The organism is Saprospiraceae bacterium (genome assembly GCA_016714025.1).
Lineage (GTDB): Bacteria > Bacteroidota > Bacteroidia > Chitinophagales > Saprospiraceae > Vicinibacter.
In genome coordinates, this window is sequence record JADJOB010000002.1 from 2452291 (window position 1) to 2476323 (window position 24033).

Consider the following 24033-nt stretch of genomic DNA (forward strand, 5'->3'; position numbering starts at 1 on the left):
TAATGATTTTCAATTGCATAAATTGGCTCTGGCTTTTTTCTAATTTTGTGAAAATATAAAATGATATGGGTTTGCAATGTGGAATCGTGGGATTGCCGAATGTAGGTAAATCAACTTTGTTTAATGCGTTGACCTCTGCTGGTGCATTGGCAGCAAATTATCCATTTGCAACAAAGGATCCGAATTTAGGTGTAATCACGGTACCTGATGTCCGTTTAAAAGAGTTGGCGGCTATCGCAAATCCGCAGCGGGTTGTTCCAACGACTGTTGATATTTTAGATATAGCCGGTCTTATAAAAGGGGCTTCAAAAGGTGAAGGACTGGGAAATCAGTTTTTAGCCAATATTCGGGAAGTTGATGCAATTATCCATGTAGTTCGTGCTTTCGATGATGATAATGTGGTACATGTGGATGGATCTGTAAATCCAATTCGGGATAAAGAAATTGTGGATACTGAATTAATATTAAAAGATCTGGAAACCAGTGATAAGCGTATGGATCGTCTTCGCAAGCAGTCTAAGAGCGGAGATAAGGAAGTACTCAGAGAATTGGAATTTCTTGAACAAATCAATAAACATCTTGAATCTGGCAAACCTGCAAGATCTTTTATAACGGATGCTGAAACAGCAATCCTGGTTAAAAATAGTCAGCTTTTAACTGGAAAACCCGTATTGTATGTTTGCAATGTTGATGAAGCATCTATTCATACCGGCAACGCTCACACAAAATCTTTTATAGAAGCAGTAAAAGATGAGCAGGCAAAAGTCATATTGATATCAGCGGGCATTGAAGCCGAAATTTCTGAGTTGCCTGAAGAAGAACGAAGTGAGTTTTTTAAAAGTATGGGTTTGGAAGAACCAGGTATCAATTTAATCAGCCGTTCGGCTTATGAATTACTGGATCTTGTTACGTATTTTACTGTAGGGGAAAAAGAAGTTCGTGCCTGGACAATTGTTAAAGGAACAAAAGCTCCACAAGCGGCAGCTGTGATCCATACTGATTTTGAAAAGGGATTTATCCGGGCTGAAGTTATTCAATACCAGGATTACATTACATTTAAATCAGAAGCCGCCATTAAATCAGCAGGAAAAATGTCAACTGAAGGGAAAGAGTATGTTGTAAAAGACGGTGACATTATGCATTTCTTATTTAATGTTTAATGTCCGAAAAGAATTATTGTTTTCTGAAAATATAAATTTGACTGGAATAGCGATTGTTTTTTGAAAAGGATGCAATTGCATTTGAAATGAACCCAGTTACAAATCCTCTTGCCAATCCTGCAAAATTTCCTTTGTATTTTTCACTTAGCATGGCTACATAATACGCATCAAAATACATTGGCCTGGTTTCAATATGTGAAAAAGAGTAACGATTTAATAAATTTATTATAGTCTCTGGAGTAAAATGCCATAAATGCCTTGGCACATCATACCCTGCCCAATATTCCTTGTAATAGCCGGTATCAAATGAATTGCAATTAGGTACAGCAATTATTAAATATGCATTTGGCTTTAATATTTTTCTGATTTCTTCCAATCGTTGATTTAATTCCGGAACATGTTCTAAAACATGCCACATCGTTATGACATCAACGCTTTCTGCAGGTATTTGATTTATATACAATTCATCAAATACCTGGATATTAAATTTGTTGATCGAATTGGATCTTGTATTGAGATCCGGCTCTATCCCAAAGCAATTGAACCCTTGAGTTTGACATTCATTTAAAAAGTATCCGGCGCCACTGCCTATATCCAAAAGTCTTGGATTTTGATGAAACTTCCTTATTAATGCTATTTTTTGCTTTATTGTAAATTGTCTTATTCTGCGATAGATTTTATTAACAAGACCAGTGTTTGTGTCACTATGAGAAATATAGTTTTCCGATAGATAATAGGCTCCTAATTGCTCTGTGTCAGGTCTCGGCGAGGTAATTATAAAGCGGCAGGATGCACAAATTTCTAAATTAAAATATTCACCAGAAATCGAATGGTCTTTGATTTTTAAGAAGCTTTCAAACCGTTCCAGTTTGCATATGGGACATTTAGTAATCGAAATCATATGCAAATGTAAATTGATGGTTTTAAAATTAAATCGAAGGCTGTAATTTTATTTAAATAATGGTTCTTATTTTAATAAAGTAATATTGCCTTTCTTTGAGTATTCTTTGTTTTCGAAACATTTAAACTTCAAGCCATAGCCAAATACATCCGGACTAAGTAACTCGCCTTTATAACGCCCGTCCCATCCTATGTTAATGTCAGTAGTTTTGAATACGCGTTCACCCCATCGATTATATATCTGAAAATCTATTTCAGTTACAGCACTGGAACGAGACCTTACAAAAAGAATATCATTTTTTGAATCATTGTTTGGGCTAAATGCATTGGGAACAAAAACAGATTCTGAACAGTCGTTAACTATAATTGTAATAGTAGCAGAAGCAGTGCAACCATTTTCATCAACAATGGTCACAGTATAGCTAGTTGTTTTAGTTGGTGTTGCTATGGGATTATAAATTGAAGAATCCGATAAGCTGCCATCATTAGGTTTCCAACTGTATTTCCAATTTGCGTTGAAAGTAGCAGTAAGCTGTGTTTTTTGACCTGGAACTATTTGTTTAGGATCAGCATCAACTACTAATTGATTTTGGATATCACTTACTTTTACCAGATAGCTTGCTTCCCAGCTGCAACCAAATGAATTTGTAACGATAACTTTATAAACTTGATCAAAATCTGGTTTCACCAGAATGCAAGTATCTTTATCATTGCCTGAAATACTTTCTTTCGGAAACCATTCAAAATGGAGGCTATCCCCTTTTGAAATGTGTAATATTAATTTCACACTATCTCCTTTGCAGATGATTGGCTGGCCAGATATGTCGGCAATAAATTCGTATAAGGTTACATGCACCGTATCAGACTTTTCACATCCATAAGCATCAACAGCTTTAACAATGTAAAAAGTTGTTTTTTCAGGTTCCACTTTGATTTCAGGGCCTGAACCAATTTCCTTATTATCTGAATTGCACCAAGTCAATTTAAGTCCGGTGATATTGCTATTGGCTTTTAGAAGGATGCTGCTTTTAGCACACAGTGTGGTATCGGGTCCGGCAAGCAATTGGATTGCTGGTGGAACTACAATACATATACTATCCCTGATAAAACAACTATCAGGATACCTGGGGTCATAAATTTTTACATAATACTTTTTGCTAGAACTAAGGGTGGTTTTTGGATTCGGGATATTCGGATCATCCAATCCTTCACTTGGTGACCATTCATATTTAAATGAAGTGTCTGCTGAAGGATTGAGGTAGATAATGCCATCACAGCTTACTAAGGAATCTAATACTGTAGAAAATAATTTAATAACAGTAATTTCACGTTCAGTGGTTCGTTTACAAACTGAATCTGATTCCAATACAATTCGGTAAGTTCCAGTTTTGTTATAAACGTAACGATCTATTTTATTAGTGGATTGTCCTATTCCGTCACCAAAATCCCAGTGTATTTTTCCGGTACTGGTTGTTGTTACTTTTATTTCTAATGATCCGCAAGTTGTTTCAACGGTAAGATCTGGTAATGAAGCGTTGGCTGCATTAATTATGATGCTATCAGAAAGACCGCAATTAAATTGATTTTTAATTGTAAATCTCAACACATAGCGTCCAGGGCTTGGACAAGATACTTGAATGTTTGATTGATTTAAAGGACTGATAATAATTGGGTTTGCTTCCCATGCTATTAAAAGGGTATCCGCAGTATTGAGATTTTGAATTGATATTTGTATCGAATCGCCAGCACAAATTAAATATTCTTTTTTGTATTTCAGATTGAGTGCTTTGTTTGAAATTGTAATTGAATCTATTGCGGGACATTGTGCACCAATGCCAGCCTTCACATAAAATTTTCGAGTTCCACTAATCGTATCTGAATAATGAGAGCCGGTAAAATAAGTTGGATTAAATAAACGGTTGTTTGACCAGGAAAAAACGGTTGAAGAATCGGATGAAGCTGTTATATCAAATTTTCCATTACAAACAATGGTATCAGCTTGTAACTTTAAATTCAATTTATCTTTAACGAGTATTTTAATTTGCCGGATTGCTGAACAAGGTCCATCTGTTATTGTAACAGAATAAGTTGTTGTTGAGGATGGTTTTGCAATGGGGTCACTTGGGTTTGACAGATCCAGGGTATTGGTTGGACTCCATTGGTAAGTCAAACGGGGGTTTGGGTTTTTCACCAGGTGTACAGAATCTCCGTTGCAAATACTCAATTCACTGGCGATTAAATTAACTTCGATCAGATTTACCAAAATGGATTTTTGAATGCTTGCTGTGCATCCATTTTCATCTGTTATGGTTAAACTGATTTCAATCAGGCTATCTCCTTGTAATTTAAACACAGGATTTAAATCCATAGAATTTAAATTGTCCTTGGGACTTTTAAGATTCCAATTTCGTTTCACAATTTGGCCGGAAGCAGAGGATTGATCAAGAATAGATATTTTAACAGTAGAATCACAATCCGTTTGAATTTGAAAGTCGGGCTTTAGTTGTGGATCTATAACTTGTATGAGTTGCTTTGATGTATCATCACACTCTCCATTTTTTACGATCAACACCACTTCATAAATTCCTGCTTTTGGATATTTAATGCTTGGATTTATAGCAGTTGAATTTAGATTTCGATTATTTTGAAAATCAAAATACCAAAAATAGCTTAATGCATTTAAACTTTGATCAGTAAAGGAAACATCCAATCCATCACATAACAAAGAACTTCTTGTAAATTTTGCTTCAGGTTGAATACCACATGGAACCATATTTACCTCATAATCTCTTTTGGTATACCCTATTAACTTACCATTCCTATATTCTGAAACGCAAATTCCAAATAAGAACTGCCCACGAATTGTAGGTGTAAATGTGATTTCACCTGTTTGGGAATTAATAAAAACCGGACTGCCAACTAAATTACTTAAATCGTAATTAGGTGCCCATACTACCGTATCATAGGGAGGAAAATCAGGTCTTCCTGCAGGATCAAGACGAGTTTTGCCTTTAAACGGAGTACAAAAACTATAGACTAAGGAATCCCCATCCACATCTACGGCTCCATGATTAAAGTAATAAGGTTTATTTACACAGGCATAAATTGGAGGAAAAGCTCCAAACACCGGATTTGAATTTTTTGCTTTCAAGTTGTCCGCAGTAATATGGGCTGTGTAGGTTGCACCGGTTTCCAACGGTTCCGTGATATTTAATAAGGTTTCATTTCTACAACATCTTTGATACGCTAAAATGTATCCTCGTTCATCAAAGGGCAATAAAATGGTATCCCTATAAATCGTTTGGTGCACACACACTTCATTAAATTTTCCAGGACAAAAATTGTCAACTGTTTCTTGAAGTGTATCATTGTTCATTAGTTTTAAAGGGACAACCCCATCAAAGCCAACCCGAATTGCTTTTTGGCCATTTCCATAAAATATTCCAAGCAAGGCTGGATTGTCAAAGGGCACGGTGTCTGCGCCAAATATGCAATCTCTGCGCACAATGACGGTAACTTCATAATAATTATTACCAATGCTTCTGTAATTAAGTTGACCACCCACCAGGTGAGTAGCTTTTAATTCATCTGATGAACACAAAAGAACAATGCTCAAAACAACCAAACTCCGCAGGCTTTTTACTAAGCTTAGAAATTGATGCTTACTTATTTTGAAGTTGTTCATTAGATAGGGTTTATGCTATTCCTTAATTTCAATAATATCAACACGTCGTTCTCTGGATGCTTCAATTGTAAAAATTGATCTGAGATCTTGTTTTTTATCACTTATACCTGTAGGTGCATTAGTTTCACCAAATGGTTTTTGACTTAATTTTAATTGTTTAGATCGTATGTATTCAATCAATACACCATTATTATGTCTATAAAACTCATTGTAAATTGAAACAATTCTACGCTGACTTAAATTTAGATTGTATTCAGGCTTAGCAAGAGGGGAAGCGTAACCTTTTACAAATATTTCATACCGCTTGCCATTTGCAAGATCTTTTTCCAATAGTTTTAAAAATTTATCAAACCGCTCTTTTCCATATTTAATTTGATTTTCAAAAAATGTATCCATTGGATAGCCTGATGTATCTCCATTCATTTTTTGAATCGCAAGATACTTGCTTAAAAAATCAATTTTTTTAGCGTAATAAGCTTCGTATGTTTTTGAATACTTTAAAAGAGTATGCCGTTTAAATGTATTTGGGTCGGGTCGGTCATTATCAAAATATAAACTTATTGGAAGTAAACTATATATTTCAGGTTCTAAAAATATTTTTTGTACCACGATACTATCGGTTGCACAGTCAATGTTTAAATACACAATGGTGGTTGCGAAATCAGGTTTTGATCCGATAATTTTATACTTATGACAGGGTATTATATTGAACTGACTTAAATTTGTATTTAGATTTGTTACTACGATCGGTTCTCTTTGAGGATCATCCAGATCAATTAAACTAATTGTTACGGCATTCAAGGTGTCTTTTGTGATTTTATGAAAACTCAAGACATCAAGTGAAATTGCGTTGGGTTTTAAAAATAATTTCTTAGTTATATTAGTAAATTCTGCCGGTTTGCCAGTATTGAAACTTATGGAATCAGGTAAATAACCTTGTTTGGTAGCTATTAATTTGTAGTTTTTATCACATAAAATTGCAAATCGATACGTATTGGTTTGTTCTGTGTTAATGGTAATTCGTGGAGCAGTTGGCCGGTCCAGGTCAATAAGACTTATGTTTACATTTTTCAGTTCCTTTTTAGTATAATATTGATAAACGAATGCATCTAAATTAATATCACAAGGCAGTAGATTAATTTTAAATAAATCAAGACAACACGCTTCACTAGCATCATCTAAAAACTGTGTTCCTGTCCTATTGGAAGCTAAATAAGCTATTGTATCAAGATTGGTAATCACATAGTATACATCATCAAAGCTGCTATTTACAGGAACTCCTGTGTTTTTAGGAATTGCCCAGGAATGATCAACATATTTAGATTGGTAGACATCAAAACCACCCATTCCCAGATACCCTTTTGAAGAAAAGTAAAGCGTTTTAGATTTAGGATGATAATATGGAGTTATATCATCTGTATTCGTGTTTATGTCTGCACAATTTACTGGCTCTGAATAATTTCCGGTTTCATCTATTTTTACATACCAAATATCCAGGCCTCCTTTTCCCTTAGATCTATTAGACACGTAAAACAATGTTGGATTCACATCATTATCTAAGTAACAGAGATGAGGTTGTGTGCTGGTACTACCCGCAATATTTATATAATCAGGCAATTTAACCGGACTTGACCAATTTCCTGAAACATCAATTGTACTGGTAAATAAATCACAGCGTTTGTCATAATCATTTAAATCTTCACAAATAGTAAAATAGACTTTTGTATAATCTTTATTATAACTGGTGTGTGCTATGTTTAATCCTTCAGCAACATAATCTGGAGGAAGTAATTCAACAGGAAATTCAGATTTATGACTTATTAGAATTTTTGAATTGTATCGCTTTGGAATCGTTGTAATCTTCTTGTTTTCAAAACGAAGTGAAGAATAAACTAAATCATCTTTAAATAATTCGGGTGCAAAGTCTGAAAACTGGGAATTTACCTGATCAGACATCCTTTCCATGGTCAATCCTTTTATAGGGTATTTAAGTTGTTCGGAAGCCCACTCGCAAGCCTGGATTTCTTTTTTTGCTACTGTAAGATAGCTTGAATCTTCACCGGAATGCTCAGAATTGAAAATTTTATAAGCAAGAATTGCATTTGAATAATCCCCTTGAATTTGCCTTGTCTGCCCTAACCAAAATCCAGCTAAAGGATAAAAATTATTTAATTCATGGTGCAGCACACTATCATAAAACATGGCAGCCATTTTATATGCCCCAAATAATCTGGCACATTCCGCAGTTTTATATAAATAAGATGCATTTGTGGGTTCAAATTCTAAGGCTTCTCTATATTTAGAGTATGCATCATAATAATTTTTTGAAGCAAGTGACTTTTCTGCAGCCTCTAAAATACGCGATAAACTTTGTCCATTGGAATCAATGATAACCAATTGAAACATAACAAGAATTATTCCTACCGTTCTACCCCACATACAATGCGATTAAAATATTGGACAAGATTTTAAAACAGTCAAAGGATGTGCTTTTACTAAAATATACATTAGTGAAAATTCGGGTCCACCTCGATTGTTCACAACGTTTTTAAAACCCGAAGTCGTTATATCATAACTAAATCCAGCATACCAGGTTTTATATTCTACTGCAATTTTTGGAACAATCGCATCATCCAATCGGCTAGCTAATCCGACTAATAGATTTAATTCTTTGCCACGTTTTTGATTGAGATAAAATTTTCCATAGCCACCTAACACCAATTCACGGTAAGCTTGTTGAAGTTGATACTGTCCATGCAACAACAGGTCAAATGAACTTGCAAGTTTAATGGCAGGCTGCATATTTATATTAAATCGGATCGGAAGCTTAATGGATAATGATTGGTCAAAAAACTTTTGATCAGGTCTCGTCAAGTGATAGGCAGCAGTCCCCAAATCGACTTTTGTCCTGCTTGATTTTTGCCATCTGTAATTGATTCCTGTACCGAAGTCAAAATATTGATTTGATGTATTGGATAAATTTTCACCGGTAGGCCTGTTTGGATCAAAATTATCAATCCATTGGGCATCCCACTGCAATTCTTCGGTTTTAAATTGTCTTTGTGAAAATCCTCCTAAAATACCCAGGCTGATCAAATTGTTATTAGTGATTGGATAAGTATAGGATATACTTAAACCTAAATTTGCCAAACCTAATTTAGAATCTCCGGCTTGGTCGTAATTAAAAAGTAATCCCGCATTCCATCGTCCCTTTGTTTTCCATTTTTTTGGATAAATCCGGATATCATAAGAGCCGGTAAGTGTCATATACCGAACAATGTCTTCCACAAACCATTGTCGGCGATAATTTAGAACCAACCTTTGATCCCCATTAAAAATACCGGTTAAACCGGGATTTAGATTTAAAGGAGAAGTATAAAATTGAGAATGGTGTATATCCTGTCCATATATAAGACAGTACATATTAAGAAAAACGATCAGTAAAATAAACCGCCGGATACGACTCATATTCAGTATGCTAAGGTATTAAATATTGCAAATTATTGTAATTCAATAATTTACAATATTAAAAGCCACCGGTTTTTGGTTGGTCCATTGTAGCTTTAACTGAGATAAAGGTAGTTTATTCCAGATATATTAAATAATTATTTATATTTATTTTAATAATGTGACGTTTCCTTTTTTTGAATATTTCTGGCCGTCGTTGCAGACCACTTTAAAATAATAACCATAAACATCCGGTGGAAGTTCCGAACCTTTATAACTGCCATCCCACCAATTTGTAATGTCCTTAGTTTCAAACACTTTTTCACCCCATCGATCGTAAATATACATTTCAACAGATTCAATAAATTTACTTTCAATCCGGAGGATATCATTATTGTTATCCTGATTTGGACTAAACACATTGGGCATAAAGACATCTTCTTCATTGCATTTAGGCCTGATTACAATTACGGCCACATCAGCACTTTCTTCACATCCATCAGCATTTTCAGCTTTTACAGTATATAAAATTGAATATTTTGGGGATGCAATCGGATCTGTACAGTCCAAACAACTTAAATCGTAGGGAATTATCCACTGATATTTATTAAATCCCGGGGTTACATGCAATGTGGTTGATTCACCTAAGTAAATGGTATCAGGATCTGCAGTTGCTTCTAAGGGAGGATCAAAGCGACTGATATTAACCTGAAAACTATCCTGAAAGGAACAGCCATATTCATTTACATAATAAACATGGTAAACAGTTGTATCTTTTGGTTTTACTATAATGCGATACAGCGTATCCAATGAAATGATATTTTTTCCTGTCCAATTTAATTTATACTTGTGATTATTTAGGGGTATAAATTCAACAAATCCATCCGCACCAGGGCATAAGTTGTGTTTGCCATCTATTTTGTGCAATGGATAAATTGGAACGACTTTAAAGGAGTCAACATCCCCACAACCATATATATCTGTTGCATAAGCATACACATACATTGAATCTGTAAATTTCCTGGTGACTTGATATCCATTTCCAATCAAAATTCCTATTTGATCAGTCCAATCAATATTTTGTACTACAGAGTTGGAATCCGTATAAGCTTGCAGCATTAGGGTATCATTGTAACACAAAACAATATCTGAATTTACTCTAAGATTAATTGGTGGTGGTACAAATACAGTCACTTCCCGATCAATAAAACAATCCGGTATGAACTTATCATAAATCCGAACCCGGTAGGTTGTTGTTTGCGAAACCGTTGCAGTAGGATTTGCTAAGAATGGATTATCCAATCCTGTAGCTGGAAACCATTCGTAGGTATAATTAGTATCCGCATTTTCATTCAATTTAACGGGTTTTCCAAGGCAACTCACGATGCGTTCCCGGATATTTACCATGATAAATCCTACATCAATGGATCGAATGATCTCATTAGTACACTCCGCTTCGACCTGGAGTTTTACAATGTATCGTCCAGGTTTGGAATACACATGAACAGGACTTTTTTCTTCGGATACGTTTGCATCTCCAAAATCCCATTTATAACTTCCCTGTGAACTTAAATTTGTGAACGTAACGATGGTATTATCACAATTCTTGTCTACTTTAAATTCTGCAGTTGGTTTGCAAATTGCTCTAACAGTTACAGAATCTGTTGCTTTGCATTGAAACTGATTTTCTAATTCAACGTTAAAAGTATATTGACCACAATGTGCAAGGGTGGCCTTAATTTGATCAGTTCCTTGTCCACTGACAATCGAACTATCAGGTTTCCAAATTATGGTCAGTTGATGATTTGCATTGGAGTTTAGCAATTTTAATTCAAAGGAATCTTGCTCGCAAATAACTAAAGAATCAATGCTGGTTTGGATTTGTACTTTTTGATTTTCAACGGTGATACTATCTGAGCCTGGACAATTAGCGCTGCTTTTAGCTCGTACATAAAATGTTTTTTTGTCCAGAGTTGATCCGGAATAATTAAAAGATCCACTCTTAAGAATATTCGAAAAATCAGGAGTATCAGACCATTCAACAGAAGATTCTACACCCCCGATTGCCTTAAGGAATAAACTATCCTGACATATGATTCCATCACCTGAAATATCGATGTCTAATAAACGGGATACCTTAACTAAAATAGAATCTGATTCTGTACAATTTCCATCTGTAATCACGACTTTATAAACAATATCCGAACCCGGACTGGCAATTGGATCCGGACAGTCATCACAACTTAAATCAGTAGAAGGAGTCCAGGTATATTTAAATCTGCTATCGGGATTGCTAATTAATTTTGTAGCTTCTCCAATGCAAATAGGAATATTATCGGATAGGAAAATTGGTTTTAAACGATTTAACTTGAATTCCTGTTCAATGGTGTCTTTACACCCTCCGGATGAAGTTACAATGAGTGACACATGTAATTGCCCGGTGTCGGTTGTAACAAGACTTGGATTTTGAAGCGTTGAAGTATTTATTTTACTATTCAATTGCATAAACCAATTCCAATTTGAAATTTGTAGCAAGGAATCTACCGATTTGTCTTCAAATGAAATATTTATACTATCCGAACATGAACCATATTTTGCATCAAAATTTGCTTGCAATAAATTATCATCGTATAAATAGATATCCTTATAATTAGTATCAATACAATCCTTTGCACGAACGGCAATTAATGCTACCCGATATTTTCCTGCTTTAGGGAAATTAAATTCTGGATTTGTGTCATGTGAAACATAATTCGTATTTGGATAATCAAAATACCAGGTAAAGGATTTTGAATTGATACTGTTGTTTGTAAATTTAACAAGACTATCCCCTTTGCAAAGCACAGATTTATCCGCATCGAATCTTGAAACCGGATTGGTTGTACAAAAACGGACATTATATTGAAAGTCCCTTCGAACTCTAGAAAGTAATTTGCCATTTCGATATTCATCAACACAGACACCCACTAAATATTGTCCAATGGCAGCAGGTTGCCCGGTTATAAGACCGGTATTTCGATCTATTTTAAGAGTAGGAGTACCCCCTAATAAATCATTTATACTAAATGGAGATTTATAATTTATTAAAGGAAATGGTGGTTTGCTTGGTCTGGTAGGTTTTGAATTTGCGGTATCTGCCCCTGCAAATGGGACACACAAACTATAAACCAATGAATCCCCATTTTCATCCTTTGCTGAATCATCAAATACAATCATTCGGTCACCACAAACATAGATTGGTGGAAAAGCACCAAATTTTGGAGAACTGTTACAATAGCGCAATGCATCCTCGGAAATCACGATACTATAAGTTGCTCCTACCAGGTCTGGATCCGTTATATTTGTAATCGTTTTGTTTCGGCAACACCTTTGGTAAGCAAGTGTATAGCCGCCTTTAGCAAAGGGAAGTTCAATTTTGCCTCGATACGTAGTTGTATGAACACAGACATCTCCACCGACAACTTCACATTCTGTTTTTAATATTTCGTTGAGTGTATCATCATTTCTAAAATCCAATAACAATAATCCGAATTGTCCTACATTTCTTGCAGGGTTTCCTTCTGTATCAAATATTCCGATATGTGCAGGATCATCAAACTCAGCTTCAGGACTTCCATTAAAACAGTCTCTCCTTAAAGTTAAAGTGATTTCATAGACCTGGCCACCTAGACATCTATAGGTCATTTCACCGCCAACAATATGACTGGCTGTTAATTTCGTAACAGAAAATCCAACTAGTAAATAGATGCCTATTAATAAAGGAATTCTTTTAATAAGCGTTTGTATCATCGAACTGATTTTATTAAAGTTTGCCATTTTCTTCAACTCCTTTTAAAATTTCTAAAATTTCAACTCTTCTTTCATATGCAGCCTTTAAGCTGTAAATAGAATTTCTTGTGTCTTCTAATTTATCACTAACATCAGTAGATGATAGCGATTCTCCAAATGGAATTTCCTTGATTTTAAAATTGCGATTTACAATATAATCATGAAATACTTTATTGCTGTATCGATCAAATTCATTTCGCACACTATAAACCCTTCTCGAAGATAAATGTTGATTGTAATCTGATTTTGCACGAGGCGAAGCAAAGCCTTTCAAAAATATATCTATTTCATGTCCTTCTTCCAGAATAATAATGAGTTTATCCATGAATAATTTTAACTTCTCAGCATTTGCTTTGACATTTCTTTCAAAAAAAGTATCTATTTCTAAAATGGAGCGATCTTTCGAACTGCCACGCATTTTATTTGTAAACTCGTAAATATATTTTGATTTCTTATTGTAGTATTCATTGTAAATATCCAGGAAGCCCACCGATGTTGTATCTGATTGCGAACGAATGTCGGGCATGTCATTTTCGAAAAACAAGCGGATGGGCAATAATTTTCTTAATTCTGCAATGGCAGTTAATTCAAGATATAAATTTCTTCTTAAGATAGATTCTTTGGCAGTTTCTAAAGGAGTGATTAAAACCATCGCTGATTCATATTTGTTTTTCTTAGCGGATAATTTATAATTAGTTCCTTTCAAAATTGTAAAATCAAAGAAATTACTATCAAGTTTTGTAGTAGTTTTAATTAATTTATTATGATCCATATCCCATAACTCAATGGTTACTCCTTTTAGAGGAACATTGGTAGTGCGTTCAAAAGTCAATGCTTCTAAAGACTTAATTTCCGTGAGATATAAGTTTTTAATGATGGGATCAAAATTCTCAAGATCTATGGCACTGCAAAATACAGTGTCCCCTATCCAATTTGGTTTATTTGCCGTAATGCGATATTTGCGATCTTCTGTAATCTTAAATTTTTGCGCTGGCTCGTCGGGTGTTGGGGTTGTTAAATAGCTCGAATCTAAGTCTGTAACGTCTTTAACAATAAGCGTCACTTTTCCTAAAGGGGTCGAATCATATTTATCATAAGTATTTACGGTAAGTTCGATCGTTGCAGGGACGTATTTGATTTTATAAATATCATAGCAACAAGCCTGTACTTCTTCGTCTACATAAAACGAAGTAGGTCTGTTGGAAACTAAATATCCCTTTCTTTTCTTTAAATCTTCTGAATAATATAAATCATCGTAACTGCTGTTTACAGAGGGTCCTAAATTATTGATTTGACCGGCCATTTTACCTTTAAAGGCATAACTAAATACATCTAGGCCTCCAAAGCCTTTATGTCCTTTGCTACTGAAGTAGAGTGTATTTTCAGAAGTATTATAGAAAGGGCTAAATTCATTTTCTTCAGTATTAATAAACTCGATGTTTTCAGCCGGAGTGGGTTGGTTATTTTCATTAAGGAGAACAGAGTATATATCATACCCACCTTTGCCACCAGGGCGATTGCTTGCAAAATATAATTTATCAAGTTGAGTAGAAGGGTCTTTAGTAATAAAAGGTTGAGAGGAAGAATAATTTGGTTTATTAACGGGTTCTGGCATTTTGATTTTTGGCCCCCACCCTTTTGATGTTTTTGTTTTTGAATAGATGTCACATTTTAATGTGGTTTTATTTTCTTCATAATTACAAATTGTAAAAAACAATTTTGTTCCAGCTTGATTAAAGCAAGCATGGCCCAGCATGAGATCTTCTTCAAAAAGTACTTTATCGTCTGGCAAGGGTTCCATTGTGCTTTCTCTCAACTTTATGATTTTACCACTATTCTTTGCGACTTTACCTTTTTTGGTTTTTTCAAATGTATTTTGGCTGGTGATGTAAAGAAAGCTATCCATTAAAAATGGAGCAAATTCATTTTCTTTAGTATTGACTTGTTCGTCCAATCGTTTTATTTGAATGAGAGGATCCTTTTTGGCTAAGTTTTCTTTGGCCCACATGACAGCATCAATCCTCTTTTTTCCAAGATCATACATGTGTCCTTCCTGAACGGTTGTTGCAAGATACGATTTGTAATATATGAGGGCATCTGAATAGAACCCTTGATAATATTGTGATTCTGCAAGGTAAAATTCGATTTCAGGATGTCGTTCAATTATTGACCGGTCAACAATTATTTTAAAGTGTTTAGTAGCCCTTGAAAAAGCATTTAAATTAAATGCAGCCATACCGGCTAACATATGAAATGAATCTACTTCGGTATCAAACTGTAGCGCCTGTTCAATTAAACTATAAGCTTCATAGAAATCTTCCTTGTTTAGGCTGTTGGTAATTTCAGTTTTATATTGATTTAATGATTGTCCCAAGCAATTGTGAAACAATCCTATCATCAAACAACTAAATATAAATAATCTCATTGGGTAATATTCAATTTAATAAATAGGGCATTTTTTATATAATCCAATTGGTTCAATTCCTTTAAAAATATATTGAACTGCAATTTCAGGTCCGCCCCGGCTATTTGTAGCTGTTTTAAAATCAGAAGTGGTGATATCATATGATCCAGAAATCATCCAATTATTGTATTCAAATCCAAGCATTGGAAAATAAGCATCATCTAAACGAATTCCGCAACCAGCTAACAAATTAAACTTAGAACCTGGCTTTTGATTGATATAAAATCGGATTAAACCAGTCCCTAATTTTTCTTCATAAGCGTCCTGTTTTTGAAATTCACCATTTAGTAATAGATCCAGATAAGCTCCCAGACCCAGATTTATACTTCCATTTAATACGTTCCGCTGAGGCAGTTTAATTTTGTTTTGACTGAGGCCATAGAAAGTTTGATCAGGTTCCAATAGGTGAAAAATTGCAGCTGAAGCCATTAAGCGAGTACGCTTAGTAAATGAATATTGGTATGCTAATCCACCGGATAAGTCAAAAAACAAATCCCCAGTTGTATTAAAATTTTCATTTGGGGATCGATTTTTATCATAATGGTCACCAGTCCATTGACTTCCCCATTTAAGCTTTTCATCTGATAAGCGTCTTTGGCCAATATTGGGGCTCAATCCTAAGATGATTAAATGCCCTTTACTTAAAGTTAATCCATAATTCAAACCGATGTTTAAAGAGCTGAGGCTTAATTCAGAGTCTCCTGCCCGATCGTAATCGAAACCGATACCGGCTCCAATATAATCGCCATTTGATTTTAATTTGATCTTACTGTCGTAAAACAAACTAAAACTCATATATGGCACAGGTACAGTTTGCCATTGGTTTCGGTAATTGGCCGTAATCCGATGATTTCCGTTGTAAAAGCCAGATTGGATCGGATTTTGACTTGGATAATGGTATATAAATTGCGAATAATGAATGTCTTGTGCTTCAATTTTCGCATAAAAACACATCCAAATACCTATTAAAATACAAATAGGTTTAAAAGGCATAATTAATTGTATATTAATTAGTTAATAAATTTTGAGCAAATGAATATTGAAATAAAAACGGAGTGTTATGGAGATTAATCCCATTAGGACTAGCAATATTATGAGATTTAGGACAAATATTCAAACATATTTTGATTTATTTTATATATTATATTAAAATTTTTCTTAATATTTGTTAATTCAACCAAGATATACTCTTATGGGTTTAGAAAACACAATCAAGTAAATCGATGAAACCAGTCTACAATGCCATACAATTAAAGGCATGGGATCAATACACTATTGAAAATGAACCCATTAAGTCAATTGCCTTAATGGAACGCGCAGCAGATTGTTTTGTAAATTGGATGATTTCCTCTTTTAATTGCGCAGATCCAGTAATTGTAGTTTGTGGTAATGGCAATAATGGCGGGGACGGTTTGGCCATTGTAAGAAAATTGCAATCATTCAATTTTAAGGTTCATATTGTTTGTATTAAAATAACTGCTAATAACTCAGCTGATTATGATATTAATCTAGCTCGTTTGGAAAGTGGGTTGCTTTCTCAGTTTGTTAATCCGGACAGCCTTGAAGAGCTTCTAACCCAGGCTAAAAATCCAATTCTTATCGATGCATTGCTAGGATACGGAATGGGTCGGAGCCTTTCAAGTGAACTGGCAGCAGTTATTAAACGGATGAATGCTGTGAAAGCAACCAAAATTTCCATAGACCTCCCTTCAGGTTTATATTCAGACAAGATGAATGATTCAATCTGTATTCATGCGGATTTTACATTTACCTTTCAAGTGCCGAAACTCAGTCAATTAATTGCAGATACTGGAATTCATTGTGGAAAGTTAATTATTGGAGATATCAAATTAAGCCGAGGTTTTATAGCGTATAACCAAACTGAATTTTTCTTTATAGAGTTGGATGATATTAGGAATATTTTCAAAAGCAGAAATCAGTTTGCCTATAAAAATCAATTTGGACATTGCTTGTTAGTTGGAGGATCTTTTGAAATGCCAGGTGCGATCCTGCTTAGTGCTGAAGCAGCTTTGCGCAGTGGAACCGGTTTAATTTCAGTAAGTACGGTAGCATCCAATCGCGACTTGTTGCTTTTGAAATTGCCGGAAGTTCAATTTGTCAGTTCATCTAACATGGAGCTTTCTAAATACAAATCCTTATTAATAGGACCTGGTATGGGGCGCACAATAGAAAGCCAGAATCTATTATATGAAATGCTAAATCTAAATATTTTAAATCTGGTTCTGGATGCAGATGCCCTCAACATGATAGCTGAAAACCATTGGCAACATTTATTGACTCCAAATACGATCATAACACCTCACATAGGTGAATTTGATCGTTTGTTTGGTAAGTCAGTAAATGGATTTGAACGTATTGAAAAAGCCAAAGAAATGGCTTCAAAATATTCTATTTATATCGTATTAAAAGGAAAATATACTGCAATCTGTACACCTCAACACAAAGTATATTTTAATAGCAGTGGAAATGCAGGATTGGCAAAAGCAGGAAGTGGCGATGTATTGGCGGGTATATTAGTTTCCTTGTTGTCTCAATCTTATAGTTTTGAAGAGGCATGTTTACTGGGTGTTTATTTACATGGATTGAGTGCAGATATTTGTGCAAAGACCCTGGCAGAAGAGTCGATGACCCCTTCAGATGTTATTTCTCATTTATCCCAGGCATTTAAAGCGCTCAGATTGTGAAAGCCAAATTGGTTGTCTTAACTGGAGCAGGAATCAGTGCGGAAAGTGGCATTAAAACATTTCGCGATGCTGGTGGCCTCTGGGAAGGACATAATGTGATGGAAGTTGCAAGTATTGAAGGATGGTATAATAACTATCCCTTGGTACTGGACTTTTACAACCAGCGCAGAAAGCAATTATTAAATTCAGAGCCCAATATGGGTCATTTGATTTTGAAGGAATTGGAACGTTATTTTGATGTTTGCATTATTACTCAAAATGTGGATGACTTGCATGAAAGAGCAGGCAGCAATAATATTTTACATCTTCATGGAGAACTTCTAAAATCGCGAAGCACAAGTGATTCATCTTTAATTTATACATGTACTCAGGATATTTTACCTGGAGACGTTTGTGAAAAAGGGTCCCAATTGCGACCACACATCGTTTGGTTTGGGGAAGAGGTTCCACTGATCCCTTTGGCAATAAATAAAATAAGAAATGCAGACTTAGTAATCATCGTTGGAACATCTTTGCAGGTTTACCCTGCTGCCGGATTAGTAGCCTATGTAAAACCATTAACGAAAATCTATTATGTTGATCCAAAGCCAAGCTTGAATTATGAAATTTCAAAACATAAATCACTGGAAATTATTCAAGAAATTGCAAGCCGAGGTTTGGAAATTATATTTCAACGGATTACTCAAAAAAATTAAAATCTGCGTTCCTCCCATCGCCCCATTCGCTCGCGTTCCCGATCAGGTGCAAATTGTGTAGAAGGCTTTTTACCGGAATTGTAATTTTTAATATTATAAGTGAATGACAGCAACAAAAATCTTTTCACACTATTGCTTCTGGCATCCTCTATATATGAATCAGATACAATTTGCTGGATATTTTCATTTTGATTAAGTAAATCGTTAATTCCCAGAGAAATTTCTCCTCGCTTGTTTTTAAAGACTTTCATGCCAAAGGCAAGGTTTATTAAATTTATTGTTTCATTTTGGCTGTTAGTAATGGTTTGATTTGATTTTGAATTAAAATCTCCTCTAAAAACAAAATCACCGTAAAACTGCCATGCAAGTCTTAGTTTATTATCAAAATAAAAATAACGATCATTTGAGTTTTGTGAAGCGTAGGTATTAAACGTAGGCCTAAATTGAAAACCAAAATCTAATTTGGGGCCCACATTACTAGAGAGGCCAAGACCGCCAGAAACTGTATTTTGCTTAGAGTTATATTTTAGGGAATCAATCCATCCAGGTGTTAGTGTGTATTGATAAGATCCATCTATTGAAAGATTGCATTTAATATAAGGAATTGGAAGGCTGTATGTAAAAAAGCACCTCCCTTGGTATGAATTTCCGTTGTTTTCCGGAATGCTTAATTGGCTACCAATTGGAACGTTGATGATATTAAATATGGGATGCGATCTGCTTCTTATAAATAAATGATTTGTAATGTAATCTTGGGTAATTGACCCAAACAAAGCGACAAAAAATACACTTGCATCTTTATTGGAGCTGGTATAACGCAAACTGATATTGTGACTTGTTGTTTGATCTAAATTTGGATTTCCAGTACTTAAGTGAACTGGATTTGTATTATTTATTACATTTTGCAATTGGCTCACACTTGGCAATTGCGTATTGCTCCGGTAGTTAAATTGCAAGGTTTTGTTTCGATTGATTGTGTACCGAAGGAATGCAGATGGAAGTACATTGTTAAAGTAACTCGTATTGATTTTATCAATGGGAATTAATTGCTCATTTCTAATTCGACTTAATTGATAATTTACTCTAATATTGATATTAAGTTTTTGTTCCTTGTTGAATTGATATCCAATTCCAGGAGTATGAGAATCTGTTTTAGATATAAAATGATTCGATAATTTTGAATTAAATTGTTTTGTAAGTCCGTCCTGAAATGGAATATCAAAAGTTTTAAGATCACTTTCTTCCCGTTGGATTGCTTGTCGGTAATTTAGTGAAATGGATTGCCTTGAGTTTATAGGCTCCGTATATTCCAAACTAGAATTTAGTCCCCATTTGTCTGTTTCATTCTCAGATTGCTGATTAATGGTATCTATAAAATTTCTGTTTTTATTAAGGTATTCAGTGAAGTTTTGCAGCGTGTTATTTTCATTTTTTGGAGCCAAGGATTGTCCAAATTCAATGGAAATGGTTCTGCCCGTTTTATTAAATTTATGCCTAAATAAAATCGAGTTGTTAAAATTTATTCCCGAGTTATCGATTTGCTGCACAGCTTCGCTTGAATTTGTTAGCGTATCTCTAATTAATGTTTTGGAATTTAATTCAGAAACACTTTTGTTTGATTGAAGGGTCAATCGAGGTCTAAAAACAAATGAATTGAAACTATCTAATTTGTATTCTATACGAGCGTTTAATCGATGATTTTGATTTGTAGGTTTGGATGTGCCCGTTTCAAAATATTGTTGATTAAGTTTGCCGTCTTCCAAATAGTCACGGCTTAATTCATTTTGAATGCGATTGGTGTTATTATTATAAAAGTATGAAAAATTTAAATCTAATTTTGAGTTTAAAATATCAGTAAAATTAATACCAATGGCATGAGATTTTGCTATGCCACCAGATTGTGGTACTAAAAAATCACCGGGACCTCCTGAATTAGATCCTCTGGAATCTCTACCGCCCGGAGGTCTTTGAAAATTTGCAGAACCTCCTCCTCTGTTTCTTGAATTCCCGGTATTTCCAACAACACTTAGAATGTCGTCGATGGAAAAATTTTGAACATTAATATTATTTGACATTCCGATTAAACTAATTCTCCTGGAGCCATCAAATAAATTGTAGTTCGCTCCCATTTGATATTTGTCAGGAATACCATAGCCAGCGTACGCTTTGCCAAATTGCCCGTTATTTAATCCGGTTTTCGTTACGATATTTATAGTTTTAACTGTATTGCCATCATTAATTCCAGTAAATTGACTTTGCTCACTTAATTGGTCAAAAATTTGGACCTTATCAATTAAATCAGCAGGTAAATTTTTTAGAGATAAATTGGGATCGCTTCCAAAAAAAGGTTTCCCGTCTACCAGTATTTGTTTAACATCATCTCCCTGAGCCTTAATAACACCATTTTCTTTAGTAATGGTTGGAACTTTGTCAACCAATTGATCTGCTGAAGCATCGTCCATAGTTTTAAATGAACTTGCATCAAATTGGAGAGTATCGTTCTTAACTTTTGCGATTGACTTTTTATCTTTTACAGTTACTTCTGAGAGTTGTTCCCTTTTAGTAATTAAATAGAACAATTTTAATTGATTTGAGCTGCTGTCAACATAAAATACCTCATTTAATGGCTCGTATCCAAGTTGACGGGCTTTAAGGGTATAGGAGCCGGCTGCTAAATTTTGAAATTTAAAAATTCCAATTGAATCTGATTCTACTTGGTGGCGAATTCTACCATTTTCAGAACTAATATGAATTTGAATATGACTAAGTTCCTTACCATTTTCATCTAAAAGTTGTCCATTAAATTCGAATGATTGTGCTAAAATCCACTGATTTAAACAAAGTAGTAAAATGATATAGGAAATTCTTTTCATAGGGTCACTTGGTACACTTTAAATACAATTTACTTTTTACTTTGTTTAAAACTCAATAAATGGATATTCCAAGTAATAACGGTCTGGGTTATTATACAATGTCTTGCTTATATAAATGATTTGGATATATAATTGTATAATGTCATTTCGAATCGCTATTTGATCTATATTAATTTTCGCCAACTCCTGTCGAATTTCTGCAATGAAAACAGGATCGCTTAATTCAGAAGATGCCAGTGTATCTGGATTAAATTTTTTTAAAATAAACCGTTGATTTTCTACTAAATTATCGTATGAAGCAATCAACTGATAAAGTTGGTTCTTTAATTCAACCAATTTTAGTTCCGCATCATCATTTTCTTGCAATTGCTCTAAACTTAGGTTTAGTCGTTTGATTTCATATTCATCTTTGATTTTTTGATTGCTTCTCATCATTGGAATACGAAAACCTGCCCCAACGGTAAGTTTTTGATTTACAAGGTTACTTGGATCATCGTGATAATGAATTTGTAAATAATCTAATTTTTTAGTTGCTTCTCGAATTTCTTGCTTATATTCTAATTGCTGTTTATTTAGCTCATTTAAATAGAGTGAATTGTTGAAATTTGCAATTTCTAATTGGTTCGTTACTTTCAAAATATCTTCATTTGAAATTAGCTTATTAAATAGTAAATCCAGATTATGATTTAATAGGCTATCATTTTGCAGGATACTTTGCTTGTTGCTTAAGTCATTAAATTCATTTTTAGCATTTAATAATTTAAGATTTAAATCTAAGTGTTTTTCAAAGTTGATATTTGAAACAATTCCAGATTTATAATTCAATATATCCAATTGCTTTTCAATGCTCTTTATATATTGATCCTGCGCATTTTTTAACAATAACACACCGAGCAATTTGGTAACAACTTTATATTTTTTATATAATTGACTTGTGTAGAGAATTTTCTTTTTAATTTGCCACTCTTCTTGTTCAAGCTTGTTTATTTTGTTTTGGTAATTATTATAGCTGATGCTATTTGTTTGAGCTCTTAAACTATATTCCTGTCGATTTAACTTAAATTCATCTGTTTCAGTTCGGAGACTAAGTCTGGAAATAAATGGCTTATGTAATCTTGAGGTATTATAAAAATTAATAATGCTATCAATTACATTTTCAGTTTTAGAATTACTAGATTTTAAATAATCAAATATTGGGTTTTGTGAATTTAGTTTTAAATTAAATAGAATCAATAGAATTATAAAGTAAATTTTGCAGAACGCAGTAGTCATATTAACTATTTTAATAGTTGAATTTTGACTTTTTCTCCTTGCATGAAAATATTATCAGCTGGAATTTTAATTTGTACTTCCCTGCCCCAGGCACGTAATTCTGGAATCTTTTTTAAGCGCTCAGGCAATGGACTTACCCTGGTTCCTAAATTAGAAACTTTTCCCGGCACCTTATATTCTGGATTACTAAGCGAACTAATACTAAGTGAATCGCCTTCTGCAAGAGTTGTCAATTGCCTGTCGCCAATATAACTGGTAACGATGTATGGATGGGTTCCATAGATTTTTAAAATGCTGTTGTATGACTGAATTTTATCTCCTAAATTATAATCCAATTGTCCGATAATACCGGTTTCAGGAGCTAACAATACCGCATTTAATTTCATTTTATCTAAAACAGTAATCTCATTTTTTATTTTTAATATTCTTACCAAATTGGCGGACTCACTTACCTTCATTTCATTAATTAAATTTTTTATCCTGAGATTTGTTTCAGCGTTTTCAGTTTTTTCTTTTTGATTTAATGCTTCTTTTAATAATTGATACTTTTTATGGAATTCTTGTAAGCCAATTTCAGAACTTACACTTTGCAAAAGCTTTAACTGAAGTTCTTTTTCATGTTCTAATTCTAATCGTTTAGCCTGATACGTTTCATAGGTTGCGTGTAATTTATTTTGCAATAAACTTAATTCGCTGCGATTGATTTCAAGATTAACCTGATTTCGTTTTTCTAATTCTAATTTTTCATATTCGAGATTCTGTTTTTGGCGTTCCTGGTCCAATCTGCTGTATATTAAAAGTGTATCCCCAAGTTTTACAGATTCCCCGAGTGTTTTATAGATTTTAATTACTTCAATCGGATAATCTAAATTAATATTTCGAATTTGATTTTCTGCTATACCAAAAAACTCATTGTTCGTTTGTAGTTTATTTTTTATTAGCGGTAAAAACATTAGAATACCTGCTAATGCAATTAAGTATATGTAGTTGAACCGTTGCAAATA

The 24033-nt window shown here is 34.0% G+C and carries 13 protein-coding genes; 3 read left to right on the plus strand and 10 right to left on the minus strand.

Annotation, left to right across the window (positions count from 1 at the left end; genetic code table 11):
* Nucleotides 1–65: 65 nt before the first annotated feature.
* Nucleotides 66–1160, plus strand: coding sequence for a redox-regulated ATPase YchF (gene ychF / locus IPJ80_13090; protein MBK7914418.1), 1095 nt, complete (start codon nt 66–68; stop codon nt 1158–1160).
* Nucleotides 1161–1173: 13 nt separating this feature from the next.
* On the opposite strand, the gene IPJ80_13095 is transcribed toward ychF, so the two are convergent.
* The 7 genes from IPJ80_13095 to IPJ80_13125 all read right to left on the minus strand — a co-directional run bounded on the left by IPJ80_13095 (nt 1174) and on the right by IPJ80_13125 (nt 16477).
* A complete protein-coding gene (locus IPJ80_13095; GenBank protein MBK7914419.1) occupies nt 1174–2061 on the minus strand; it encodes a class I SAM-dependent methyltransferase in 888 nt (295 codons plus the stop codon).
* 66 nt (nt 2062–2127) lie between these two features.
* A complete protein-coding gene (locus tag IPJ80_13100; protein ID MBK7914420.1) occupies nt 2128–5745 on the minus strand; it encodes a gliding motility-associated C-terminal domain-containing protein in 3618 nt (1205 codons plus the stop codon).
* Nucleotides 5746–5760: 15 nt separating this feature from the next.
* Entirely contained in the window at nt 5761–8184 is a 2424-nt protein-coding gene (locus IPJ80_13105) for a PD40 domain-containing protein (GenBank protein ID MBK7914421.1), read from the minus strand.
* Nucleotides 8185–8193: 9 nt separating this feature from the next.
* Nucleotides 8194–9213 (minus strand): PorP/SprF family type IX secretion system membrane protein, encoded by a 1020-nt coding sequence (locus IPJ80_13110; GenBank protein MBK7914422.1) that lies wholly within the window; start codon nt 9211–9213, stop codon nt 8194–8196.
* 147 nt (nt 9214–9360) lie between these two features.
* Nucleotides 9361–12981: a gliding motility-associated C-terminal domain-containing protein gene (locus tag IPJ80_13115; protein ID MBK7914423.1), complete on the minus strand. Its 3621-nt coding sequence runs from the start codon at nt 12979–12981 to the stop codon at nt 9361–9363.
* A 13-nt stretch (nt 12982–12994) separates the two neighbouring features.
* A complete protein-coding gene (locus IPJ80_13120; protein ID MBK7914424.1) occupies nt 12995–15445 on the minus strand; it encodes a hypothetical protein in 2451 nt (816 codons plus the stop codon).
* A 15-nt stretch (nt 15446–15460) separates the two neighbouring features.
* Nucleotides 15461–16477, minus strand: a complete 1017-nt coding sequence (locus IPJ80_13125) for a PorP/SprF family type IX secretion system membrane protein (GenBank protein MBK7914425.1) — start codon at nt 16475–16477, stop codon at nt 15461–15463.
* 230 nt (nt 16478–16707) lie between these two features.
* Here IPJ80_13125 and IPJ80_13130 point away from each other — a divergent pair, with 230 nt between their 5' ends.
* Both IPJ80_13130 and IPJ80_13135 read left to right on the plus strand, forming a co-directional pair.
* Complete coding sequence (locus IPJ80_13130; protein ID MBK7914426.1) at nt 16708–18189, plus strand: NAD(P)H-hydrate dehydratase; 1482 nt, start codon at nt 16708–16710, stop codon at nt 18187–18189.
* Nucleotides 18186–18884, plus strand: a complete 699-nt coding sequence (locus IPJ80_13135) for an NAD-dependent deacylase (GenBank protein MBK7914427.1) — start codon at nt 18186–18188, stop codon at nt 18882–18884. The genes IPJ80_13130 and IPJ80_13135 overlap by 4 nt, the downstream gene beginning before the upstream one ends.
* Here IPJ80_13135 and IPJ80_13140 read toward each other — a convergent pair.
* The 3 genes from IPJ80_13140 to IPJ80_13150 are packed head-to-tail and all read right to left on the minus strand — an operon-like array spanning nt 18881 to nt 24030.
* Nucleotides 18881–21757 (minus strand): outer membrane beta-barrel protein, encoded by a 2877-nt coding sequence (locus IPJ80_13140; GenBank protein ID MBK7914428.1) that lies wholly within the window; start codon nt 21755–21757, stop codon nt 18881–18883. The two genes, IPJ80_13135 and IPJ80_13140, sit on opposite strands and share 4 nt — an antisense overlap.
* Nucleotides 21758–21802: 45 nt before the next feature.
* Entirely contained in the window at nt 21803–23029 is a 1227-nt protein-coding gene (locus IPJ80_13145; GenBank protein MBK7914429.1) for a hypothetical protein, read from the minus strand.
* Nucleotides 23030–23034: 5 nt separating this feature from the next.
* A complete protein-coding gene (locus IPJ80_13150; protein ID MBK7914430.1) occupies nt 23035–24030 on the minus strand; it encodes an HlyD family efflux transporter periplasmic adaptor subunit in 996 nt (331 codons plus the stop codon).
* Nucleotides 24031–24033: the final 3 nt, after the last annotated feature.

Coding starts and splice junctions, on each gene's coding strand:
- IPJ80_13145 (MBK7914429.1), bottom strand. CDS start 23,029: ATGACTACTGCGTTCTGCAAAATTTACTTTATAATTCTATTGATTCTA.
- IPJ80_13100 (MBK7914420.1), bottom strand. CDS start 5,745: ATGAACAACTTCAAAATAAGTAAGCATCAATTTCTAAGCTTAGTAAAA.
- IPJ80_13105 (MBK7914421.1), bottom strand. CDS start 8,184: ATGTGGGGTAGAACGGTAGGAATAATTCTTGTTATGTTTCAATTGGTT.
- ychF (MBK7914418.1), top strand. CDS start 66: ATGGGTTTGCAATGTGGAATCGTGGGATTGCCGAATGTAGGTAAATCA.
- IPJ80_13110 (MBK7914422.1), bottom strand. CDS start 9,213: ATGAGTCGTATCCGGCGGTTTATTTTACTGATCGTTTTTCTTAATATG.
- IPJ80_13120 (MBK7914424.1), bottom strand. CDS start 15,445: ATGAGATTATTTATATTTAGTTGTTTGATGATAGGATTGTTTCACAAT.
- IPJ80_13140 (MBK7914428.1), bottom strand. CDS start 21,757: ATGAAAAGAATTTCCTATATCATTTTACTACTTTGTTTAAATCAGTGG.
- IPJ80_13130 (MBK7914426.1), top strand. CDS start 16,708: ATGAAACCAGTCTACAATGCCATACAATTAAAGGCATGGGATCAATAC.
- IPJ80_13115 (MBK7914423.1), bottom strand. CDS start 12,981: ATGATACAAACGCTTATTAAAAGAATTCCTTTATTAATAGGCATCTAT.
- IPJ80_13095 (MBK7914419.1), bottom strand. CDS start 2,061: ATGATTTCGATTACTAAATGTCCCATATGCAAACTGGAACGGTTTGAA.
- IPJ80_13125 (MBK7914425.1), bottom strand. CDS start 16,477: ATGCCTTTTAAACCTATTTGTATTTTAATAGGTATTTGGATGTGTTTT.